At 60.9% G+C, this 21,723-nt stretch carries 18 protein-coding genes; 11 read left to right on the forward strand and 7 right to left on the reverse strand.

The features are described 5' to 3' along the window. Nucleotides 1–279 precede the first annotated feature (279 nt). Together C2U37_RS18365 and dcuC are read right to left on the reverse strand one after the other, a co-directional pair. Nucleotides 280–1,929 (reverse strand): bifunctional metallophosphatase/5'-nucleotidase, encoded by a 1,650-nt coding sequence (locus C2U37_RS18365; protein WP_104452873.1) that lies wholly within the window; start codon nt 1,927–1,929, stop codon nt 280–282. Between the two features lie 90 nt (nt 1,930–2,019). Further along, nucleotides 2,020–3,372 (reverse strand): anaerobic C4-dicarboxylate transporter DcuC, encoded by a 1,353-nt coding sequence (dcuC, locus tag C2U37_RS18370; protein ID WP_010674486.1) that lies wholly within the window; start codon nt 3,370–3,372, stop codon nt 2,020–2,022. Between the two features lie 323 nt (nt 3,373–3,695). Between dcuC and C2U37_RS18375 the strand changes: the two genes are divergently transcribed. Continuing rightward, nucleotides 3,696–4,301, forward strand: a complete 606-nt coding sequence (locus C2U37_RS18375; RefSeq protein ID WP_103858738.1) for a DUF922 domain-containing protein — start codon at nt 3,696–3,698, stop codon at nt 4,299–4,301. A 118-nt stretch (nt 4,302–4,419) separates the two neighbouring features. Here C2U37_RS18375 and mnmC read toward each other — a convergent pair whose 3' ends face one another. Beyond that, entirely contained in the window at nt 4,420–6,435 is a 2,016-nt protein-coding gene (mnmC, locus tag C2U37_RS18380; protein WP_181023104.1) for a bifunctional tRNA (5-methylaminomethyl-2-thiouridine)(34)-methyltransferase MnmD/FAD-dependent 5-carboxymethylaminomethyl-2-thiouridine(34) oxidoreductase MnmC, read from the reverse strand. A gap of 90 nt (nt 6,436–6,525) precedes the next feature. Here mnmC and fabB point away from each other — a divergent pair, with 90 nt between their 5' ends. Beyond that, nucleotides 6,526–7,737: a beta-ketoacyl-ACP synthase I gene (gene fabB, locus C2U37_RS18385; protein WP_029314417.1), complete on the forward strand. Its 1,212-nt coding sequence runs from the start codon at nt 6,526–6,528 to the stop codon at nt 7,735–7,737. A gap of 69 nt (nt 7,738–7,806) precedes the next feature. Here fabB and C2U37_RS18390 read toward each other — a convergent pair whose 3' ends face one another. The 3 genes from C2U37_RS18390 to C2U37_RS18400 form a co-directional block, all read right to left on the reverse strand. After that, a complete protein-coding gene (locus C2U37_RS18390) occupies nt 7,807–8,331 on the reverse strand; it encodes a GNAT family N-acetyltransferase (RefSeq protein WP_103858740.1) in 525 nt (174 codons plus the stop codon). Between the two features lie 97 nt (nt 8,332–8,428). After that, nucleotides 8,429–8,743: a DUF4377 domain-containing protein gene (locus C2U37_RS18395; RefSeq protein WP_042863768.1), complete on the reverse strand. Its 315-nt coding sequence runs from the start codon at nt 8,741–8,743 to the stop codon at nt 8,429–8,431. Between the two features lie 93 nt (nt 8,744–8,836). Beyond that, complete coding sequence (locus C2U37_RS18400) at nt 8,837–10,123, reverse strand: citrate synthase (RefSeq protein WP_103858741.1); 1,287 nt, start codon at nt 10,121–10,123, stop codon at nt 8,837–8,839. Between the two features lie 423 nt (nt 10,124–10,546). Between C2U37_RS18400 and sdhC the strand changes: the two genes are divergently transcribed. The 8 genes from sdhC (at nt 10,547) to sucD (ending at nt 20,126) form a co-directional block, all read left to right on the forward strand. Continuing rightward, nucleotides 10,547–10,936, forward strand: a complete 390-nt coding sequence (gene sdhC, locus C2U37_RS18405; RefSeq protein WP_029314418.1) for a succinate dehydrogenase cytochrome b556 subunit — start codon at nt 10,547–10,549, stop codon at nt 10,934–10,936. Then, the gene (gene sdhD, locus C2U37_RS18410; protein ID WP_010674495.1) at nt 10,930–11,274 is read left to right on the forward strand and encodes a succinate dehydrogenase, hydrophobic membrane anchor protein; all 345 of its coding nucleotides are present in this window, start codon (nt 10,930–10,932) and stop codon (nt 11,272–11,274) included. Before sdhC ends, sdhD begins: the two co-directional genes overlap by 7 nt. A gap of 1 nt (nt 11,275) precedes the next feature. Next, a complete protein-coding gene (gene sdhA, locus C2U37_RS18415; RefSeq protein ID WP_103858742.1) occupies nt 11,276–13,042 on the forward strand; it encodes a succinate dehydrogenase flavoprotein subunit in 1,767 nt (588 codons plus the stop codon). A gap of 17 nt (nt 13,043–13,059) precedes the next feature. Beyond that, complete coding sequence (locus C2U37_RS18420; protein WP_010674497.1) at nt 13,060–13,776, forward strand: succinate dehydrogenase iron-sulfur subunit; 717 nt, start codon at nt 13,060–13,062, stop codon at nt 13,774–13,776. Nucleotides 13,777–13,890: 114 nt separating this feature from the next. After that, nucleotides 13,891–16,701, forward strand: a complete 2,811-nt coding sequence (sucA, locus tag C2U37_RS18425) for a 2-oxoglutarate dehydrogenase E1 component (RefSeq protein WP_104452874.1) — start codon at nt 13,891–13,893, stop codon at nt 16,699–16,701. An 86-nt stretch (nt 16,702–16,787) separates the two neighbouring features. Further along, entirely contained in the window at nt 16,788–17,981 is a 1,194-nt protein-coding gene (odhB, locus tag C2U37_RS18430) for a 2-oxoglutarate dehydrogenase complex dihydrolipoyllysine-residue succinyltransferase (RefSeq protein WP_042863770.1), read from the forward strand. A 106-nt stretch (nt 17,982–18,087) separates the two neighbouring features. After that, nucleotides 18,088–19,254 (forward strand): ADP-forming succinate--CoA ligase subunit beta, encoded by a 1,167-nt coding sequence (gene sucC, locus C2U37_RS18435; protein WP_005300220.1) that lies wholly within the window; start codon nt 18,088–18,090, stop codon nt 19,252–19,254. Further along, a complete protein-coding gene (sucD, locus tag C2U37_RS18440) occupies nt 19,254–20,126 on the forward strand; it encodes a succinate--CoA ligase subunit alpha (RefSeq protein ID WP_104452875.1) in 873 nt (290 codons plus the stop codon). The genes sucC and sucD overlap by 1 nt, the downstream gene beginning before the upstream one ends. Before the next feature lie 56 nt (nt 20,127–20,182). Here the strand turns inward: sucD and C2U37_RS24730 are convergent, their stop codons facing one another. After that, a complete protein-coding gene (locus tag C2U37_RS24730; protein WP_158656285.1) occupies nt 20,183–20,665 on the reverse strand; it encodes a hypothetical protein in 483 nt (160 codons plus the stop codon). 444 nt (nt 20,666–21,109) lie between these two features. On the opposite strand from C2U37_RS24730, the gene C2U37_RS18445 reads away from it, so the two are divergent. Continuing rightward, entirely contained in the window at nt 21,110–21,565 is a 456-nt protein-coding gene (locus C2U37_RS18445; protein ID WP_104452876.1) for a YcgN family cysteine cluster protein, read from the forward strand. Nucleotides 21,566–21,723: the final 158 nt, after the last annotated feature.

Consider the following 21,723-nt stretch of genomic DNA (forward strand, 5'->3'; position numbering starts at 1 on the left):
GGGTGACCTGTTCCTGCGGGAAAGACTGAAAAAGCGGGCTTATCTTGCCGAGCCGGGCTGCACGATGCAATGGAAGAAGTGTAGGCACCTGAAATAATTCGTAAAAGTATCGTTTTCACGCCTCTGGCTGCACTGGCAGGCCCCATCACAAGACAGGGCTGGCGCAGTCGGGCGTCACAGCCTGAGGTTGCATGGTAGGGGGCCTGCGCCTGGGAGCGGATCAGGATGCCCCTATGCGGGGGAAAGGCGGCACCGACCCGGGATGGGCCGGTGCCAGATTCACTGGCCGTGATACTCCACCAGGGCCGGCAGGGGGCTGAGTTCCGGCAGGTGGCGTGCCCAGCGCAGGAAGGCATCCGCCAGGGTAATGCCGAGCTCCTGATTGTGCTGGGTCAGGGTGCGGGCAAGGGCCGTGTAGCCCTCCTTGCCGGAGGCGGTATAGGCACTGGAGACCCCGCGATAGATGGCATCCGGCTCGACGTGCTGCCACTGACCTGGGCTGACTTCCCATTCCAGGCGAGTGATCCTCTCCCCTTTGGGTCTGTCGGCCTGATAGCAGAAGCGCACCCCGGCGGTATAGGGGAAGCTGCCGCTGCCATTGCCCGTCACACCATTGTTGGTGGCGTTGTCGATGGCCCCCTCCAGCGCTTCGGCCAGTTCATGGCCGTGCACCCGGTAGAGGGTGAGGGGAATGGCAAAGGGCAGCAGGCGTCCGGCAACGTCTGCTTCGGTCAGGGGGCCTGGCTCGAGGGAGCAGCGCACGCCCCCGGCATTGTGCAAGGCAAAGTCCACCTGACCCACCTGTTCGCGGGCACTGGCCAGCATGGCACTCGCTACCAGGGGGGCGACCTGGCTGCCGGCGGGCAGGCTGGCATCGGGCAGGCGCTGGTGATGGAGCGGATCAGCGAGCCGGGTCACCACGCGCCGGGTCATGGTTTCGAGCTCGGGGCGATAGCGTCTGGTCAGATGCTGCTCGAGCTCGGGGGCCGGTTCGCAGAAGTGCAGCCCCGCAGGAGGCGGGGAAGCAAAGGGCCAGGGATCCCAGGGTAACCACTCCAGCTGGCCGCGGCTTTGGCACACGCGTCCCTGCTCGTCGAAGGTGAGTTCGCACACCCCGAGACAGAGGGCGCTGTGGGCGGCGTGCAGGATGGCCACCCCGTTCACCATGAGGGGATAGCTGCCTTCGCTGTCGAGCCCGAGCGGCGCCAGATCCCCCAGCAGGCTGTGGGTGTGCCCGCCGACGATGAGGCTGAGCTCGGGGAAGCGGGTCGCCAGTCGCTTGTCCTGCGCCAGACCCAGGTGGCTCAGCAATATGATGTGGTGGATCCCCTCGGCCTTGATCTCTTCGAGGGCGCGGCTCAAGGTCTCTTCGATACCGTGGAAACGGGTGTGGGGATCGGGGCTCGCGATGGCGGCCATCTGCGGCAGCGTGATGCCGAGCAGGGCGAAGGGCACGTCGTCGATGACGCGCTTGTGCCAGGGGCGGCTCGCGTCAAACAGCTGCGGCAGCCCCTGCAGCCGCAGCGGGGCATCGGCGGGCTCCTGACGGTTGTCGATGTTGGCGGCGAGCACCGGGAAATCGAGCTGGCGCAAAAACTCCACCAGCGGCCCGTTGCCCAGATCGAATTCGTGGTTGCCGATCACCATGGCATCCGGTCGCAAGAGGGCCAGCAGGTCCGCATTGGCCCGCCCTTTGAAGCGGTTGAAGTAAAGTGACCCCTGGAAGGTATCGCCGCCATGCAGCAGCAGGCAGGTCTGGCCGGCTGCCTCGGCCTGTTGGCGCAGGGCGGTGAGCCGGGTCAGGATGCGGCCATAGCCGCCGCACTGGGTGCGCCATTCGGACTTGCCATCGGGGGAGAAGCGCATGGGGGCGCCATCGAAATGGGAGTGGCAGTCGCTGAAGTGGGCAAGTTGAACCGTCATACTCAAGGCTCGGTCCTCCTTAGGAAAAAAGAGCACCGAGTCTACTGCATGGGGTGGGGGGGATACCAGCCCGGCGGCAGCCGGGCCGGTAAAGAGTCAGGCGGGAACCATGATCTGGGTGGCGAGGATCACCACCAGCAGGCCGACGGCCACCGGCAGCGAGGTACGTTTGACCACCTCGAACGGAGAGAGATTGCCCATCCCCGCACAGGCGACCACCACCCCGGAGACCGGCGAGATGGTGCGGCCGAGGTTGGATGCCTGCAGCATGGGGATCACCAGATAGGCCGGGTTGACGCCGAGGCTGGTGGCCAAATGGGGGATGAGCTCCACGAAGGCGTAGAAGGGGGCGTTGCCGGAACCCGTGGTGAAGGCCGCCAGGGTGGTGATGACCACCAGCACCAGCATGATGACGATGCCGCCGGTACCGAAGCTCTGAGCCAGATCCAGGAGGTTGGCGATGAAACCGAGTCCCATCAGACCCTGGGCAAAGACCCCGGCACCCACCAGCAGCATCACCACGCCGGCGAAAGCGTCGGCCATGTTGCGCCAGCACACCTGCAGCCCGTCCAGCAGCTCGCGGCCGTTGCGCTTGCGCACCAGCTCCAGCAGGGCGGCCAGCACTAGGCAGATGACGATGATGGTGACGATGTCGAGCTTGGGCCCCAGTTTGCCGTCAAACAGCAGCACACCGATGATGGGGGTGAAGGGCAGGATGGCGTAGAAGCCGGGGGCGTCGGTGACGAGATCGCTCGGGGCGACCGCGGCGTTGTGCTCCCCGGCCTTCTGATCCAGATAACGTTGCCAGAAGAAGTGGGTCACCGCCATGGCGGCGATGGCCACCAGGGAAATGGGCAGGGTCAGCTTGAATGCAAACTCGATGAGCTCCATGTTCGCGGCCTGGGCTGCCATCACCACGTCCCCCGAGGTGGGGGAGAGGATGATGGCGGCCGGCGAGGCGCACACCGCCGCTGCCGCGCCACGGGAGATCCCCATGTTGACCATCAGCGGGAAGAGGGTGGCCATCAGCAGAACCCCGAGGCCGGTTGCGGAGCTCACCGCCAGCGACATGGCGCAGGCGACCAGATAGGCGGCCACCAGCAGGATGTAGGGGGACTTGATGACACCGAGGGGTTTGCTCGCGAGCTTCACCAGTATGGTGTTGGCGCCGATGTGGCTCATGTAGCCGGCAAAGCCGCACAGCACCATGATGAGCATGCCGAGGCCACCCCCCCTGTCGACCAGCAGGAAGCGCACGTATTCGAAGATGTCGGTGGCCATGTGGCCGGTAGAGGGGACGCTCGCCGGCAGCACCGCCTTGCCCATCAGGGCGGTGATCGCCAGCAGCAGCAGGCCGCCGCTGAGCAGTACCCCGGTGGCGGAGTAGCCCTTGAAGATGTAGCGACCCACGGCCAGGGTGACCAGGGTGCCGATCAGGAGTTCTATCATAAAACCTTCCCAAGAGTTGAAGTGAGGGGGTGGCCTGCCAGGGCTCACCAGAGGGTTGCGCTGGACTATCCGGCATCGGCCAACAAAAACACTGCGGATATTACCCACTAAGGAGTGTTTCACCATCCGTTCGATGGCAGCTTGTGATCTCGACTGCAAATCCCCGCCTGAGCCGGGGTGATGACTCGCACGTTTGCAGCAACCGGGTGCCAAGAGCGGATGACAGGGGGCTGGATCAGGGGTAATCTCCCAATCGGGTTATTAATTCATTGATTATTAATTGAAATTAAGCCGGGACTCACAAGGAGCAAAGCCGCGGACAGATGGGACTCTTCAGCAAGACAGGGGTGACGGTGGCCCTCATTTATGCCGCCTCAATCGGTGCTGTACCTTCCCACTATGCCGGTGTGAAGGTCGCCCCCGATATCAAGGTCGACTTCCAGTTCTATCGGGTCTCCGGGGCCGATGTGGGGGCCGTGATGCGCCAGATCACCGCCTTGTCGCCCACCCAGGCGGACGGGCACATCGGCAAGGCCAGCTATCAGCTCTCCTGGCAGTTGCAGACGAAGGCGACGGCGGCGCGCTGCGAGCTGGAGCAGGCCAGCGTCCGTGCCCGCATCCAGGTCAGGGTGCCCAACTGGATGGACAAGGCCCGTGCGCCCGCGAAGGAGCGCCAGAAGTGGGACAAGCTGGTGGCCGCCATGTTTGACTACGAGAGTCGTCACAAGGACATCCTGCTGGAGAGCGTGAGCCAGCTTGGCACGCGCCTCGCCCAGTTGCCGGTGACCCGGGATTGCCCAACTCTGGAGCATCAGGGCTGGCAGGCAGGGCAGGCGGTGCTGGAGGCCACCCGGGCGCGGTTCGACAGCCTGGCCCGCCAGACCGATCAGGGTCGCAAGCTGGGGGTCGTCTGGCCCAGGGCTGGCTGATAACACGTGTACAGTCCCATGGCCGCTCATGGGAAACATAAAAAAACGGGCTGATTGAGCCCGTTTTTTTGTTGGTGCGCCAATAGCGTGGAGGCTGGCAGCCCCGGCTCCTGGGTGGCTAGTCGCGCAGTGGCTTGCCCCTGCGCAGCCTTCGCACCCAGTAGCGGGCGGGATGGAGCGCCTCCAGCAGATCGGCGGCCAGCGGCAGGGGATCGCCGCAGATCTCGCTGGCGACCAGTTCGCCGCACAGGGGCGCCGAGCACAGACCCCGGGAGCCGAGCGCCCCCAGCACGTAGAGGCCGGCGTGCAGGGGCAGTGCGCTCTGCTGATCCGCGGGGGCGTTGACGTCATGATCCGCCAGCGCCGCCAACCGGGCGACGGGCCCGGCTACCGGCAGGTGATCCCGGCTGGCGCAGCGCAACCCGATGCGGGCCAGAGCACCGCTCACATCCACCTCGGCAGGCCAGCGCTGCTGGGGCACACAGGCTTGCAGCCGCGCCCTGTTCTGCTCCTGCTCGTCGGTGCGGTAAGCTAGATCGGTCTGGTTGCGGCCATAGCTGGCCCCGATGCAGTGCGCGCCGTTGTGGGCCGGTGTGAGGTAGCCATCGTAGCAGAGCACGCTCTTGAGCTGGCTCAAGCCAGCCGTGGTCGGCACATGGCTCACCTGGCCGCGCACCGGATAGAGCGGCAGCTCGGCAAAGGGGAGAAGGGCTGGCAACTGATGCCCGGCTGCCACCACCAGATTGGGGGCACGCCACTGGCGGCCATCCCGGCTCTCCAGGTGCCAGCCATCGGCCTCTTCGGCAATGCGGGTTACAGCGGCATTGAACACCACTTCCAGCCGCCCGCTGGCCTGCGCCTCCCTGATGGCGGCGCGGGTGAGATCCGCCGGACAGAGCCAGCCCCCCAGGGGATAGCTCACACCATCCGCATCGCAGGGCAGGCCGACCACCTGCTCAACCTCCGCTGCCGAGAGTGGGTGCATCAGCTCGGGGGGGAAGGGGCCCTGGCTCATCTTGGCAAGCTTGGCGGCGGATTTGTCGTCGTAGCCGAGTTGGGTGACGCCACACAGGGAGAAGGCGACGGGGTGGTGCTTTGCCAAAGCCAGCAGCCGGTTTCTGGCAAAGCCGAAGGCCAGCGAATAGAAGCGCGACAGGGCATCGTGCTCGCCGTTGAGCAGGGGGTAGAGGGCTCCTTGTCGATTGCCGGAAGCGCCGCTGGCCGGTTCGCCGTCTTCGCACAGCAAGGTGACGTGCCGACCCCGCTCCACCAGAGAGAGCGCCGTCATGGCGGAAGCGATGCCGCCACCGATGATGAGCACCTCTCCCTCCCGCCCTGCGGGGCGGGCATACCAGGGGGCGATGCTCTGCTGCGGCACTTTGCCTTCCCGAACACCCGCCAGCATCTCCCGCTTGCTGCCGTGGCCCTTCACCTTCTTCATGGCAAAGCCGGCGGCAATCAGCCCCCGTCGCACGAAACCGGCGCAGGTAAAGGTCGAGAGGGTGGCATCGGGGCGGGCGAGGCGAGCGAGATCGTCGAAGAGATCCTGGGTCCACATCTCTGGGTTCTTGGCAGGGGAGAAACCGTCCAGATACCAGGCGTCCACCAGACCAGTTGCCGGATGGGGCACCTGGGGCAGCATCTCCTTGATGTCGCCAAACCAGAGATCGAGACGGATGCGGCCATCGGCAAAGAGCAGGCGATGGCAGCCGGAGACCGGCAACGGCCACTGGTCGATGAGAGGCTGGCTCAAGGGGGCGAGCTCGGGCCAGGCGGCCAGGGCCTTGCGCAGATCGGCCTGGGTAAGAGGGTATTTCTCGACGCTGATGAAGTGCAGCCGGGATCCGTTGCCGGACAGGGGGGCCTGTTCCAGAAAGGCGGCCATTGTGGCCAGAAAGTTAAGTCCTGTACCGAAACCTGTTTCACCAATCACGAAACTGTCACTATCGTGGTGCGAAAATCGCTCTGGCAGTCGATTTTGCTGCAAAAAGACGTAGCGGGTTTCACTTAGACCGTTATCATTGGAAAAGTACACATCCCCGAACTCACTGGAGACTGGAGTTCCCGCTTCGTTCCAGTCCAATCGGGCATGATGTAAGGATGTTTGACTCACGTTTTCCTCGGCTCGCGTCACAAAATCGCGGGCATTCTACGTGAAAGCAGACCAGTTTGGCAGCCGAAAGCGGGTAGACTCGGTGCCAGTTTTTCCAGACGAGATGAATTAATGAGAAGAGCAGTGATCACCGGTATCGGCGTCATCTCCAGTATCGGCAACAACAAGGAAGAGGTGCTGGCCTCCCTGAAAGCAGGCAAATCCGGCATCACCTATTCCGAGCAGTTCGAGCAGTACAACCTGCGCAGCCGTGTCTGGGGTAACATCAAACTCGATCCGTCTGAACTGATCGACCGTAAAGTCATGCGTTTCATGGGTGACGCCGCGGCCTACGCCTACCTCTCCATGCAGCAGGCCATCGAAGATGCCGGCCTGCCGGAAGAGATGGTCTCCAACGAGCGTACCGGCATCGTGACCGGTTCCGGCGGCGCCTCCGGCAAGAACACCTCCGAATCTGCCGATATCGCCCGTGAAAAGGGCGTCAAGCGGGTGGGTCCCTACATGGTGCCGCGTACCATGTCCTCCACCACCTCCGCCTGCCTGGCCACCCCGTTCAAGATAAAAGGTGTCAACTACACCATCAGCTCCGCCTGTGCGACCTCTGCCCATTGCATCGGTCACGCCCTGGAACTGATCCAGCTTGGCAAGCAGGACATCATCTTTGCCGGTGGCGGCGAGGAGCTTGACTGGTCTTCCACCATCCAGTTCGACGCCATGGGCGCGCTCTCCACCAAGTACAACGACAACCCGGAAAAAGCGTCCCGCACCTATGATGCGGACCGCGACGGCTTCGTCATCTCCGGTGGTGGCGGCATCCTGGTGGTCGAGGAGCTGGAACACGCCCTGGCCCGTGGTGCCCACATCTACGCCGAAATCACCGGTTACGGTGCGACCTCCGACGGCTACGACATGGTGGCCCCGAGTGGCGAAGGCGCCGTGCGTTGCATGAAGATGGCGATGCAGGGTGTCGGCAAGGTGGACTACATCAACACTCACGGTACCTCTACTCCGGTTGGTGACACCAAGGAGCTGGAAGCCATTCAGACCCTGTTTGGCAGCAATGCACCCAAGCTCTCCGCCACCAAGGCGATGACCGGTCACGCTCTGGGCGCCGCCGGCGTGCATGAGGCCGTCTACTCCCTGCTGATGATGGAACACGGCTTCATCGCCCCCAGCATCAACATCGAGAACCTGGACGAGAAAGCCGTGGGCCTGCCCATCGTGCGTGAATACGAAGCGGCCGACCTCAATACCGTCATGTCCAACAGCTTCGGCTTTGGCGGTACCAACGCCTCTCTGGTGTTCAGCAAGTTCAAGGCTTGATCTCCCCGTGGGGAGCGCAACGCGAAATAGAAAAAGGCGCCGAAAGGCGCCTTTTTTATTGAACTCTTTTTATTGAACTCTGCTGATGGTTCCCGGTTCGGGACCGCTGTCTGCCAGGGGCAACCGCATATAGACAGCCCCGTCACCATACTCCACCAGCGATTTGCCGGTGTCGGCGGGCACAAACCCCTGCTTGCGCCAGAAGGCGGGGGCATCCTGAACCGCCACCAGGCCTGCATGGCGATATCCAGCATGGCTCGCGAAAGCGAGTGCCCTTGCCAGCAGTCGCTGTCCGACACCCAGGCCGCGTGCCTTGCTCGAGACAGCGAGATCGTGCAGATAGAACTCGTCGTGGCCGGCCAGCGCCTTCATCGGCACCGAGAGGGGCGGGGGCTGGTGGGCACGCCAGGGGTGGCAGAGCAGGTAGCCCAGCACCTTGCCCTGACGCTCGGCCACCCAGCAGCAGGCGGGGGCCAGCTCGGTTTTGTTCTGCATCACCTCGAGGGGCTCGGGTTCGAACTGGTGATAACACTCGTGCTGGATGGCCATGATGGCGGGCCAGTCTGGCGTGCGGATGGTGCGGATCGTGATCATGATGCGGGTCGGGTCCGTACTCAAACCGTGGCAAAAAGGGGTGACAGCATACCTCAGAGAGCACACAAACGAAACCGGGTTACCTGTCAGCGACTCGTCAGCGAACCGGCTCCTTGCTCACGACCTTGATCAGCTGGTAGCGCAAGGAAGGGGCATCGGCCGGCACATCGGCAAGTTGCTCCTTGCTCACTTCCAGTTGATAGCGAAAGCCCGGTTCAAAGGTGAAGCCTTCGATTTGCTGATAGAAGAGGCTCCAGTTCTCTCCCGGCTGACTGCGCACCTGCATGCACTTCATGGGGGCGACACCGACGCAGTCTGCCAACTTGTCCTGGATATAGAGGGTTTCGGTGGTCGGGGCGCTCTGGCAGGCGCTGAGCAGGAGGGCGGAGCTGAGGAGCAGGGGAGATTTCATGATGAATGTCCTTGGCGTAAAAGGGCGCGATTAAACCTGCAAAAGAAAAGGCGGTCAATGACCGCCTTTGTAACAAACCATGACAGATCGGGCTCAGCGCTGGTCGAGGGGCACGAACTCGCGCAGGGGCTGACCGGTGTAGAGCTGACGGGGACGGCCGATCTTCTGATCCGGGTCCGAGTGCATCTCGTTCCAGTGGGCAATCCAGCCGATGGTACGGGAGATGGCGAAGATCACGGTGAACATGGACATGGGGATACCGATGGCCTTCATGATGATGCCGGAGTAGAAGTCCACGTTCGGGTAGAGCTTCTTCTCGATGAAGTAGGGGTCGGACAGCGCGATGCGTTCCAGCTCCATGGCCACGTCCAGCAGCGGATCCTTGATCTGCAGCTCGGTCAGTACCTCGTGGCAGGTTTCGCGCATTACGGTGGCACGGGGGTCGTGGTTCTTGTAGACCCGGTGACCGAAGCCCATCAGACGGAACGGATCGTTCTTGTCCTTGGCGCGGCCGATGTACTCGGGAATGCGATCCACGGAGCCAATCTCTTCGAGCATCTTGAGGCAGGCTTCGTTGGCACCACCGTGGGCCGGGCCCCACAGGGAGGCGATCCCCGCGGCGATACAGGCAAACGGGTTGGCACCGGAAGAACCGGCCAGACGCACGGTGGAGGTGGAGGCGTTTTGCTCATGGTCCGCATGCAGGGTGAAGATGCGGTCCATGGCGCGCTCGATGATGGGGTTGACCTTGTACTCTTCGGTCGGCACGCCAAACATCATGTGCAGGAAGTTGCCTGCATAGGAGAGGGCGTTGCGCGGCTGCATGAAGGGCTGGCCGATGGAGTACTTGTAACACATGGCGGCCAGGGTCGGCATCTTGGAGAGCAGACGGAATGCACAGATCTCGCGATGCTCCTCGTTGTTGATGTCGAGGGCGTCATGATAGAAGGCGGACAGCGCGCTGACCACGCCGCACATGACGGCCATGGGGTGGGCGTCGCGGCGGAAGCCGCGGAAGAAGAAGGCGATCTGCTCGTGCACCATGGTGTGGCGGGTGACCAGACGTTCAAATTCCGCATATTGGGTCTTGGTGGGGGCCTCGCCGTACAGCAGGATGTAGCAGACTTCGAGGTAGCTGGCCTGGGTGGCCAACTGGGCGATGGGGTAACCGCGGTGCAGCAAGACACCCTGGTCGCCATCGATGTAGGTGATGGAAGATTTGCAAGAACCGGTGGCCATGAAGCCGGGGTCGAAGGTGAAATATCCTTGCGTGCCCAGCTTTCTGACATCGATCACATCGGGTCCAACGGTACCGGAGAGGATCGGCAGTTCAACCGGCTCTTTTCCGGGCAGATGTAGGGTGGCTATCTTATCAGCCATAGCACGTCTCCTTTGCTCTTTTATAATTTGGTTCCAGCCCTACTTTATTACGACTGTTATGACGCTGGCAAAGGTTCTTACCCGTACCACGGCGGCTGGAGCGCCTTATTTGAACCAGAGAACCATGTCTTTGTCAATTTTGCTGGATGATCATTAATGACTTGTTAAAGCTGTTGTGAGATCTGGTTTACGGTTTTGGATTTTCTGTGTAGCTATTTGATTGTCATTGGTTAAGGCCGCCGATATACTGCGCCACGTGGGTGATGGTCGTCGGTGTTTGAAACGCTTTCGCAAAGCCAGATGTGATATCGAAAATGTTATTTTTGGCTTTCCTGAGTTGTTTTGGTAACAAAAACCTAACAAATGCCACTCCTCGCCCTCAAAGCGTGTGAAAACAATAACTAACGTGCTCAATGGAGCTGAGTGGGCAAAGCCGTGAAAAACAAACAGAGACCTGTAAACCTCGACCTACAGACGATCAGCTTTCCTGTCACCGCCATCGCTTCCATCTTGCATCGTGTCTCAGGGGTCATCACCTTTGTGGCATTGGCCATCTTGCTGTGGATGCTTGGTACTTCACTCGCCTCTCCCGAAGGATTTGAATCGGTCGTTGCCATCATGGACAACTTCCTGGTCAAGTTCGTGCTGTGGGGGATCCTGACCGCGCTGGCTTACCACATCGTGGGCGGTCTGCGGCACCTGGTCATGGACATGGGCTATTGGGAAGAGCTGGAATCCGGTAATCAGAGTGCCCGTGTGGCCTTCGTGATCACCGCGGTTTTGGCGGTATTGGCGGGGGTACTGGTATGGTAACCAATTCTGCAACTTTCGGGCGCAGCGGTGTTCATGATTACATCCTGATCCGCGCCACCGCCCTCATCATGACGTGCTACGTCCTCTATCTGGTTGGCTTTGTCGCGTTCAACGACATCACCTACGAGGTGTGGACCGGCTTCTTCTCCAACACCTTCACCAAGGTCTTCACCCTGCTGACGCTCGTATGCGTCTTGATCCACGCCTGGATCGGTCTGTGGCAGGTGCTGACCGACTATATCAAGCCGGTCGGACTGCGCGGTGCGCTGCAGTTTGTGCTGGTGGTGGTGCTGTTTGTCTATGTGATGACTGGTTTCGTCGTGCTGTGGGGTGTGTAAGGTGACTATTCCAACTCGTGAATTTGATGCGGTCGTGATCGGTGCCGGTGGCGCCGGTATGCGCGCCGCGCTGCAGATTGCCCAGTCCGGCAAGAGCTGCGCCCTGTTATCCAAGGTTTTCCCGACCCGTTCCCACACGGTCTCCGCCCAGGGCGGGATCACGGTCGCCCTGGGCAATGCCCACGACGACAACTGGCAGTGGCACATGTATGACACCGTCAAGGGCTCCGATTACATCGGTGATCAGGAAGCCATCGAATACATGTGCAAGACCGGCCCCGAGGCCATCTATGAGCTGGAGAACATGGGCTTGCCTTTCTCCCGCTTTGACAACGGTACCGTCTACCAGCGTCCATTCGGCGGTCAGTCCAAGAACTTCGGCGGTGAGCAGGCTGCCCGCACTGCGGCGGCAGCCGACCGCACCGGTCACGCCCTGCTGCACACCCTGTATCAACAAAACGTCAAGAACAAGACCACCGTCTTCTCCGAGTGGTATGCCCTGGATCTGGTGAAGAACCAGGATGGTCATATCGTCGGCTGTACCGCCATCGACATGGAGAGCGGTGAAGTCGTCTACTTCAAGGCCAAGGCTACCGTGCTCGCCACCGGCGGCGCCGGTCGCATCTATCAGTCCACCACCAACGCCCACATCAACACCGGTGACGGCGTCGGCATGGCGCTGCGCGCCGGGGTCGGCGTGCAGGACATGGAGTTCTGGCAGTTCCACCCGACCGGCATCGCCGGGGCAGGGGTACTGGTGACCGAAGGTTGCCGCGGTGAAGGCGGCTACCTGCTGAACAAGGACGGCGAGCGCTTCATGGAGCGTTATGCGCCGAACGCCAAGGACTTGGCCGGTCGCGACGTGGTGGCCCGTTCCATCATGATCGAGATCCGCGAAGGCCGTGGCTGCGACGGTCCCTGGGGCCCGCACATCAAGCTCAAGCTGGATCACCTCGGCAAAGAGGTGCTGGAATCCCGTCTGCCGGGCATCTGCGAGCTTTCTCGCACCTTCGCCCACGTGGATCCGGTCAAAGAGCCTATCCCCATCATCCCGACCTGCCACTACATGATGGGCGGCGTGCCGACCAGCGTGAACGGCCAGTGCCTGACCCAGGACAAGGATGGCAACGACGTGCCGGTTGTCGGTCTGTTCGCGGTGGGCGAGATCGCCTGCGTCTCCGTGCACGGTGCCAACCGTCTGGGCGGCAACTCGCTGCTGGATCTGGTTGTGTTCGGTCGTGCTGCCGGCATGCACCTGGTGGAGACCCTGGGCTCGATGGAGCACGGCACGGAAGCCACCGACGCCGACATCGCCAAGGCGCTGGAGCGCTTCAACCGCTGGGAAAACAACCGTGACGGGGAAGACCCGGCCCAGATCCGCAAGGACCTGCAGCGCTGCATGCAGAACAACTTCTCCGTGTTCCGGGAAGGGGATGCCATGGCAGAAGGGCTGGCCGAGCTGAAACTCATCCGCGAGCGTCTCAAGAACGCCCGTCTGGACGACACCTCCAAGGAGTTCAATACCCAGCGCATCGAGTGCCTGGAGCTGGACAACCTGATGGAGACCGCCTATGCCACCGCGGTGGCGGCGAACTTCCGTACCGAGAGTCGTGGCGCCCACAGCCGCTTCGACTTCCCGGAGCGTGACGATGAGAGCTGGCTGTGCCACAGCCTCTATCATCCGGACACCGAGTCCATGACCCGTCGCGCTGTCAACATGTCACCCAAGACCCGTGAGGCGTTCCCGCCCAAGGTCCGGACTTACTGATTGCGGAGCCAAGCACAATGAACGTCACATTCTCTGTCTACAGATACAATCCGGACGTTGATAACGTCCCGTATATGAAGGATTATCGTCTTGATATTCCTGAAGGTTCCGACATGATGGTGCTCGACGCACTGATCCAGCTCAAGGAGCTTGATCCCACGCTCGCCTTCCGCCGCTCCTGCCGCGAAGGGGTCTGTGGATCTGACGGTCTCAACATGAATGGCAAGAACGGTCTGGCCTGCATCACGCCGCTCTCGGATCTCTTGAAGAAGGGCAGCAAGGTCGTCATTCGACCCTTGCCCGGTCTGCCGGTGATCCGGGATCTGGTGATCGACATGACCCAGTTCTACACCCAGTGGGAGAAGGTCAAACCCTTCCTCATCAACGACGAAAAACTGCCGCCCGTGCGTGAGCACCTGCAATCCCCCGAAGAGCGCGCCAAGCTGGATGGCCTGTACGAGTGCATACTCTGTGCCTGCTGCTCCACCTCTTGCCCCTCCTTCTGGTGGAACCCGGACAAGTTCATCGGTCCGGCCGGCCTGCTCGCCGCCTATCGCTGGCTGGCGGACAGCCGCGACACTGCGGCCAGTGAGCGACTGGGCAACCTGGATGACGCCTTCAGCGTGTTCCGCTGCCACGGCATCATGAACTGCGTGAACGTCTGTCCCAAGGGCTTGAACCCGACCAAGGCCATCGGTCAGATCAAGTCGATGTTGCTCAACCGGGCCGTGTAGTATCGGGGCCAGGGCGCCTTGCGCCGGGCCCGACCTCTGGATAGCCATCCCGCCCCGGGATGGCTATGACCCTACAAGCTGCAGTGCAGCGAACAAGATGTACAAGGGATAGAAATGCATAACGGCGTGATGAAGGCCTGGTTGGAGTCATCTCACCTGGCTGGTGCGAATGCAAGCTACATTGAGGATTTGTACGAATCCTTCCTGGAAAACCCCGACTCCGTTGCCGACGAATGGCGCAGCCTGTTCCAGTCGCTGCCCCAGGTCAACGGACATGCAGTAGAACAACCCCACTCCCAGGTTCGCGACTATTTCCGCCGCCTGGCCAAGGACTCCTCCCGTTACAGCGCTCCCGTCTCCGATCCCCAGGTGGATGCCAAACAGGTTCGCGTACTGCAACTGATCAACGCCTTCCGTTTCCGCGGTCACCAGAACGCCAACCTGGACCCCCTGGGTCTGTGGCAGCGCGAGCCGGTCGCCGAGCTGGACCCGGCCTTCCACAATCTGCAAGGTGCAGACATGGAGGCCACCTTCAATGTGGGCTCCTACGCCATCGGTCGCGAGACCATGGTGCTCTCCGATCTGTATGCCTCGCTCAAGAAGACCTATTGCGGCAGCATCGGCGCCGACTACATGCACCTCACCTCCACCGAGGAGAAGCGCTGGCTGCAAGACAGGCTGGAATCCATCGAAGGGAAGGGCAACTATACCCTCGAAGAGAAGACCCGCTTCCTCGAGAGCCTGACCGCCGCCGAAGGGCTGGAAAAATACCTGGGTGCCAAGTTCCCAGGGGCCAAGCGTTTCTCCCTGGAAGGGGGCGATGCCATGGTGCCCATGCTCAAAGAGCTTATTCGCCGCGCCGGTGAGCAGGGTTGCAAGGAAGCCGTCATCGGCATGGCCCACCGCGGTCGCCTCAACGTGCTCATCAACGTGCTGGGCAAGCGCGCCCAGGACCTGTTCGACGAGTTTGCCGGCAAGCACGGCGAATCCTGGGGCACAGGGGATGTGAAGTACCACATGGGCTTCTCCTCCGACTTCGCCACCCCGGGCGGCAACGTCCACCTGGCGCTCGCCTTCAACCCGTCGCACCTCGAGATCGTCAACCCCGTGGTCATCGGCTCCGTGCGTGCCCGTATGGACCGCCGCGGTGACAAGGACGGCTCCAGCGTCCTGCCCATCACCATCCACGGTGACTCCGCCATCGCGGGGCAGGGGGTCGTTGCCGAGACCTTCAACATGTCCCAGACCCGTGCCTATGGCGTGGGCGGCACGGTGCGCATCGTCATCAACAACCAGGTGGGCTTCACCACCTCCTATATCCGTGACCTGCGCTCCACCGAATATTGCACCGACATCGCCAAGGCGGTGCAGGCCCCTGTGCTGCATGTCAACGGGGATGACCCGGAAGCCGTGGTGCTGGTGACCCAGATCGCCCTGGATTACCGCAACACCTTCAAACGCGACGTGGTGATCGAGCTGGTCTGCTACCGTCGTCATGGCCACAACGAGGCTGACGAGCCGAGCGCGACCCAGCCCCTGATGTACCAGAAGATCAAGCAGCACCCGACCCCGCGCAAGATCTACGCCGATCAGCTGATCGCCGAAGGAGCCATCGCGCCGGAGCTGGCCACCACGCTAGTCAACGACTATCGCGATACCCTGGATCGGGGCGAGCGGGTGAGCAAGGAATGGCGCCCCATGGAGCTGCACTCCGTGGACTGGACCCCTTATCTGGGTCACGACTGGGCCATGGCCTATGACAGCACTGTGCCCATGGATCATCTGAAGGCCCTGGGTGAGCGCATCAGCCAGTACCCGGCGACCCATGTGCTGCAACGCCAGGTCGAGAAGATCTACGAAGACCGTCGCCTGATGGCCGCCGGTGAGAAGCTGGTGGACTGGGGCTTTGCCGAGACTCTGGCCTACGCCACCCTGGTGGACAAGGGATCCCGCATCCGCTTCACCGGGGAAGACTCCGGCCGCGGTACCTTCTTCCATCGCCACGCCGTGCTGCACAGTCAGACCGATGCCAGCACCTACACCCCGCTGTGCAACCTGCACGACGAGCAGGGCCCGTTCGAGGTGTACGACTCCGTGCTGACCGAGAACGCGGTCCTGGCGTTCGAGTATGGCTACGCAAGCGCGGAGCCGGCCGGTCTCACCATCTGGGAAGCCCAGTTCGGTGACTTCGCCAACTGCGCCCAGGTGGTGGTGGATCAGTTCCTCTCCTCCGGCGAGCAGAAGTGGGGCCGGATGTGCGGCCTGACCATGCTGCTGCCCCACGGTTACGAGGGTCAGGGCCCGGAGCACTCCTCCGCCCGTCTGGAGCGTTACCTGCAGATGTGCGCCCAGCACAACATGCAGGTGTGCGTGCCCTCCACCCCGGCGCAGGTGTTCCACATGCTGCGTCGTCAGGTAGTGCGCCCCATGCGCCGTCCGCTCATCGTGATGACGCCCAAATCCCTGCTGCGCCACCCGCTGGCGGTGAGCAAGCTCGAAGAGCTGGCAGAGGGCACCTTCCTGAACGCCATCGGCGAAATTGATGCGCTGGATCCCAAAGGCGTCAAGCGCGTGGTCTTCTGCTCCGGCAAGGTCTACTACGACCTGCTCGATGCCCGTCGCAAGGCCGAGCAGCAGGACGTGGCTCTGGTTCGGATCGAGCAGCTCTACCCCTTCCCGGAAGAGGAAGTGCGCGCCATCCTGGCCGACTATGCCCACGTCACCGACTTCGTCTGGTGTCAGGAAGAGCCGCAGAACCAGGGCGCCTGGTACAGCACCCGTCATCACTACGACAGCGTGCTGCCAAGCCATGCCCGTCTGCGTTATGCCGGTCGCCCGGCCTCGGCCTCACCGGCCGTCGGTTACATGTCCGTCCACGCCAAGCAGCAAAAAGCCCTGGTGGAAGACGCCCTTACCCTGGAATAACGAGTTGTGGATGAGAGGGCCCGTGTCGGGACCCTCTCTGACCTGGAACAAGCCTGCTGGCCAAGAAGTAACAAGGAACTGATTACATGACTATCGAGATCAAGGTACCGGACCTGCCGGAATCAGTGGCGGATGCCACCATCGCGACCTGGCACAAGAAACCGGGTGATCTGGTTGCCCGTGACGAAGTGCTGGTTGACATCGAAACCGATAAAGTCGTGCTGGAAGTGCCCGCGCCGGAAGCCGGCGTACTGGGCGATATCCTGCAGAGCGAAGGGGCCACCGTGCTCTCCCGTCAGCTGATCGCCATGCTCAAGCCGGCCCCCGTTGCCGGTGAAGCGACCAGCGAAAAGCCGGTGGAAGCTGTGGCCGATGACGCTGCCGATGGCCTGAGCCCTTCCGTGCGCCGCATGGTGGCCGAACACGACATCGACGTCGCCAAGCTGACCGGCACCGGCAAGGGTGGTCGTGTCACCAAGGAAGACGTGGAAGCCTTCATCAAGAATCTGGGCAAGGCTCCCGTGGCTGCGCCGACTGCTGCCGCTCCCGTGGCTGCCGCACCGGTTGCGCCGCTGGCCGGTCGCACCGAGAAGCGCGTGCCCATGACCCGTCTGCGCAAGCGCATCGCCGAGCGTCTGCTGGAGGCCAAGAACACCACCGCCATGCTGACCACTTTCAACGAGATCAACATGGCGCCCATCATGAAGCTGCGCAAGCAGTACGGCGAGATCTTCGAGAAGAAGCACGGCATCAAGCTCGGCTTCATGTCCTTCTATGTGAAGGCCGTGGTCGAATCCCTCAAGCGCTACCCGGAAGTGAACGCAGCGCTGGACGGTGACGACATCGTCTACCACAACTACTTCGATGTCAGCATCGCCGTCTCCACCCCCCGTGGTCTGGTGACCCCGGTGCTGCGCGACTGCGACAACATGAGCCTGGCGGACATCGAGAAGGCCATCAAAGACCTGGCCGGCAAGGGCCGTGACGGCAAGCTGACCGTGGATGAATTGACTGGCGGCAACTTCACCATCACCAACGGCGGCGTGTTCGGCTCCCTGATGTCCACCCCCATCATCAACCCGCCCCAGAGCGCCATTCTGGGTATGCACAAGATCCAGGACCGCCCCATGGCCGTCGACGGCAAGGTCGAGATCCTGCCGATGATGTACCTGGCGCTCTCCTACGATCACCGCATCATCGACGGCCGCGAGTCCGTGGGCTTCCTGGTCTCCATCAAGGAGCTCCTGGAAGACCCGACCCGTCTGCTGCTGGATGTCTGAGCAAGCGTGACTGAAAGATAACGAGGGGCCGCCCAGGCCCCCATTCACAGGGGATTGAGAAACACGAGCCCCGGACGGAAATACCTACAACACGGATAGAGCATCTATGAATCTGCATGAATATCAGGCAAAACAGCTGTTTGCCGAGTATGGCCTGCCGGTCTCCGAAGGTTATGCCTGTGCCACCCCGCAGGAAGCGGCCGAAGCGGCCGACAAGATTGGCGGCAACACCTGGGTCGTCAAGTGCCAGGTCCACGCCGGTGGCCGCGGCAAGGCGGGCGGCGTCAAGCTGGCCAAGAGCAAGGACGAGATCCGCGCCTTCGCCCAGAACTGGCTCGGCAAGAACCTGGTGACCTATCAGACTGACGCCAATGGTCAGCCGGTTACCAAGATCCTGGTGGAGTCCTGCACCGACATCGCCAAGGAACTGTACCTGGGCGCCGTGGTCGACCGTGGCTCTCGCCGCGTGGTCTTCATGGCTTCCACCGAAGGTGGTGTGGAGATTGAGAAAGTCGCCCACGAAACCCCGGAACTCATTCACAAGGCTGCCATCGATCCCCTGGTAGGCCCGCAGCCTTATCAGGCCCGCGAGCTGGCCTTCAAGCTGGGTCTGGTCGGCGATCAGATCAAGCAGTTCACCAAGATCTTCATGGGCCTGGGCCAGATGTTCCTGGACTGCGATTTCGCCCTGCTGGAGATCAACCCCCTGGTCATCACCGACAAGGGCAACCTGCACTGCCTCGACGGCAAGATCAACATCGACGCCAACGCCCTGTACCGTCAGCCCAAGCTGCGCGAGATGCACGATCCGTCCCAAGATGACCCCCGCGAAGCGCACGCCGCCCAGTGGGAGCTGAACTATGTGGCCCTCGATGGCAACATCGGCTGCATGGTCAACGGCGCGGGCTTGGCCATGGGTACCATGGACATCGTCAACCTGCACGGCGGTTCCCCGGCCAACTTCCTGGACGTCGGCGGCGGCGCCACCAAGGAGCGCGTGACCGAGGCCTTCAAGATCATCCTCTCCGACAGCAAGGTACAAGCCGTGCTGGTCAACATCTTCGGTGGCATCGTGCGCTGCGACATGATCGCGGAAGGCATCATCGGCGCCGTCAAGGAAGTGGGTGTGAAAGTGCCCGTGGTGGTGCGTCTGGAAGGCAACAACGCCGAACTGGGTGCCCGTAAACTGGCCGACAGCGGCCTCAATATCATCGCCGCAACGAGTCTGACTGACGCAGCTCAGCAAGTGGTAAAAGCAGCGGAGGCCAAATAATGAGCGTTCTGATCAACAAAGACACCAAGGTGATCTGCCAGGGCTTTACCGGCGGTCAGGGTACCTTCCACTCCGAACAGGCCATTGCCTACGGTACCCAGATGGTTGGTGGCGTGTCCCCGGGCAAGGGTGGCACCACCCACCTGGGCCTGCCGGTGTTCAACACCGTCCGTGACGCCGTGGAAGCCACCGGCGCCACCGCCTCCGTCATCTATGTACCGGCCCCGTTCTGCAAGGACGCCATCCTGGAAGCCATTGATGCCGGTATCAAGCTCATCGTCACCATCACCGAAGGCATCCCGACCCTGGACATGCTGGACGTCAAGGTGAAACTGCAGGAAACCGGCGTGCGCATGATCGGGCCCAACTGCCCGGGCGTCATCACCCCGGGTGAGTGCAAGATCGGCATCATGCCTGGCCACATCCACAAGCCGGGCAAGGTGGGCATCGTCTCCCGCTCCGGCACCCTGACCTACGAAGCGGTCAAGCAGACCACGGACGAGGGCTTCGGCCAGTCCACCTGCGTCGGCATAGGTGGCGACCCCATCCCGGGCTCCAACTTCATCGACATTCTGGAGATGTTCCAGAAGGATCCTGCGACCGAAGCCATCGTCATGATCGGCGAGATCGGCGGCAGCGCCGAAGAAGAAGCGGCGGCCTACATCAAGGCCCACGTTACCAAGCCGGTGGTCTCCTACATCGCGGGCGTCACCGCCCCGGCTGGCAAGCGCATGGGTCATGCGGGCGCCATCATCGCCGGTGGCAAAGGCACCGCGGCCGAGAAATTTGCCGCCCTGGAAGATGCCGGCGTGAAAACCGTGCGCTCCCTGGCCGATATCGGCAAGGCCCTGCGTGAAGTAACCGGCTGGTAAGTTTTTTGCCTGTTATCTCTGATAAAAATGCCGCCCTAGGGCGGCATTTCATATGTTTATTTTGTAATAAATGCATTAGGTTCCTTCATTGGCAAGCCATTCTTGGATACCGAAGAGTCGAGTACGGTATAAGTTACTTTTATTTTGTTGTCTCTATCTTCATCAGCTTCTACGACCACATACCCGTCTTTAATAAAAACGTCATGAACGCCCCCACAGGTTAAAAGTGAAGGACTGAAAAAAACACCCTCCTCTTTTATAGTGACTATGGACAGTTCACTTTCACAACCACTTCCGCCCGTAAATCCTTTTAGCAGTATTATGGATTTATGTTCTTCATCAGGATTTGAAAGTCGTGTTGCCTCAATCTGCACATAAGAGTCTGAACTACCTAGATAATTGTTGTTGAATTTGAAAGTTTTCTCCATAGAAGACTGGTCTTCCGTGATAACAAATGTTCCATATGGTGAGTCAAAGCTCATTGAGTCGGCTATTGCTGGTAATGATAAAAAAAGTAATGCTAAATTTAGTCTTTGCATAGGTTATCCTTGTCCTTACTCATATAACACGATTTCCATTGTGTAGGTACATATGCCGTTCACTATAGATAGTGATGTGACTTTTAAACTATTTCGGGAGTGATTACGCTCCATTTATTATAAAAGCATCGCTTGCCTACTTATTGCTCAGCAAGCTATCCTAGCCGATGCTGTAGGGATGTAAAAGTTAAAGAATGAAAAATTTATGTAAAGTGTCAACAAATAAATTGCAGATGGTAAAGCTGGCAATATGGGCGACTCCGTGCTGGTTTTAACCAAAATATGGCTAGGCTGTATTCTCAAAACGTTCAAATTTCAGGTGCTTCAATTTTTAGCCATGAGCATCTCGTGTGTTGAGCTTCGTAGACAGCCACCAACCTTGAAAAATCGGGTCATAGGGCGTATAACCACGCGCTTGTCAGTGTATTGAGTGAGCCAACTTTTATGCAGCAGAGTGAACCCGTGCAGACCGCCCCCTTTTGGCAGGTAAAGAGCCTGCAGCAGATGACCATGACGGAGTGGGAGTCCCTGTGCGATGGCTGCGGCAAGTGCTGTCTGAACAAGCTGATCGACGAGGACACCGAGGAGCTGGTGTTCACCAACGTGGCTTGCAACCTGCTCAATACCAAGACCTGCCAGTGCTCCGACTACGGCAACCGCTTTAAAAAAGAGCCGGACTGCCTGCAGATCACCCACGACAAGATTGCCGAGTTCAACTGGCTACCCTCCACCTGCGCCTACCGCCTGCTGGCGGAAGGGCAGACCCTGCCGACTTGGCATCCCCTTATCACCGGCAGTCGCAGCGCCATGCACCAGGCTGGCCAGTCGGTGCGCGGCAAGGTAGTGCACGAGGCGCAGGCTGGTGACTGGGCCGACCATATCATTACCTGGGCGAGCTAAGCCTTAATCCACCGTTTATTGCTTTCTACAGTGGCAGGGGATTTAGACTTCGCTGCCCCTGTTGTTTTTGGCATATAAGTGATCAGTTTTTTGCGATAAAGGCAGTTTAAAGCTTCGTGGTGAGATGAGCGTAGTGAGGGGGGTGAGAAGCCGTCTCT

Origin of the sequence: Aeromonas sp. ASNIH1 (assembly GCF_002934285.1) — a bacterium.
Classification (GTDB): domain Bacteria; phylum Pseudomonadota; class Gammaproteobacteria; order Enterobacterales; family Aeromonadaceae; genus Aeromonas; species Aeromonas caviae.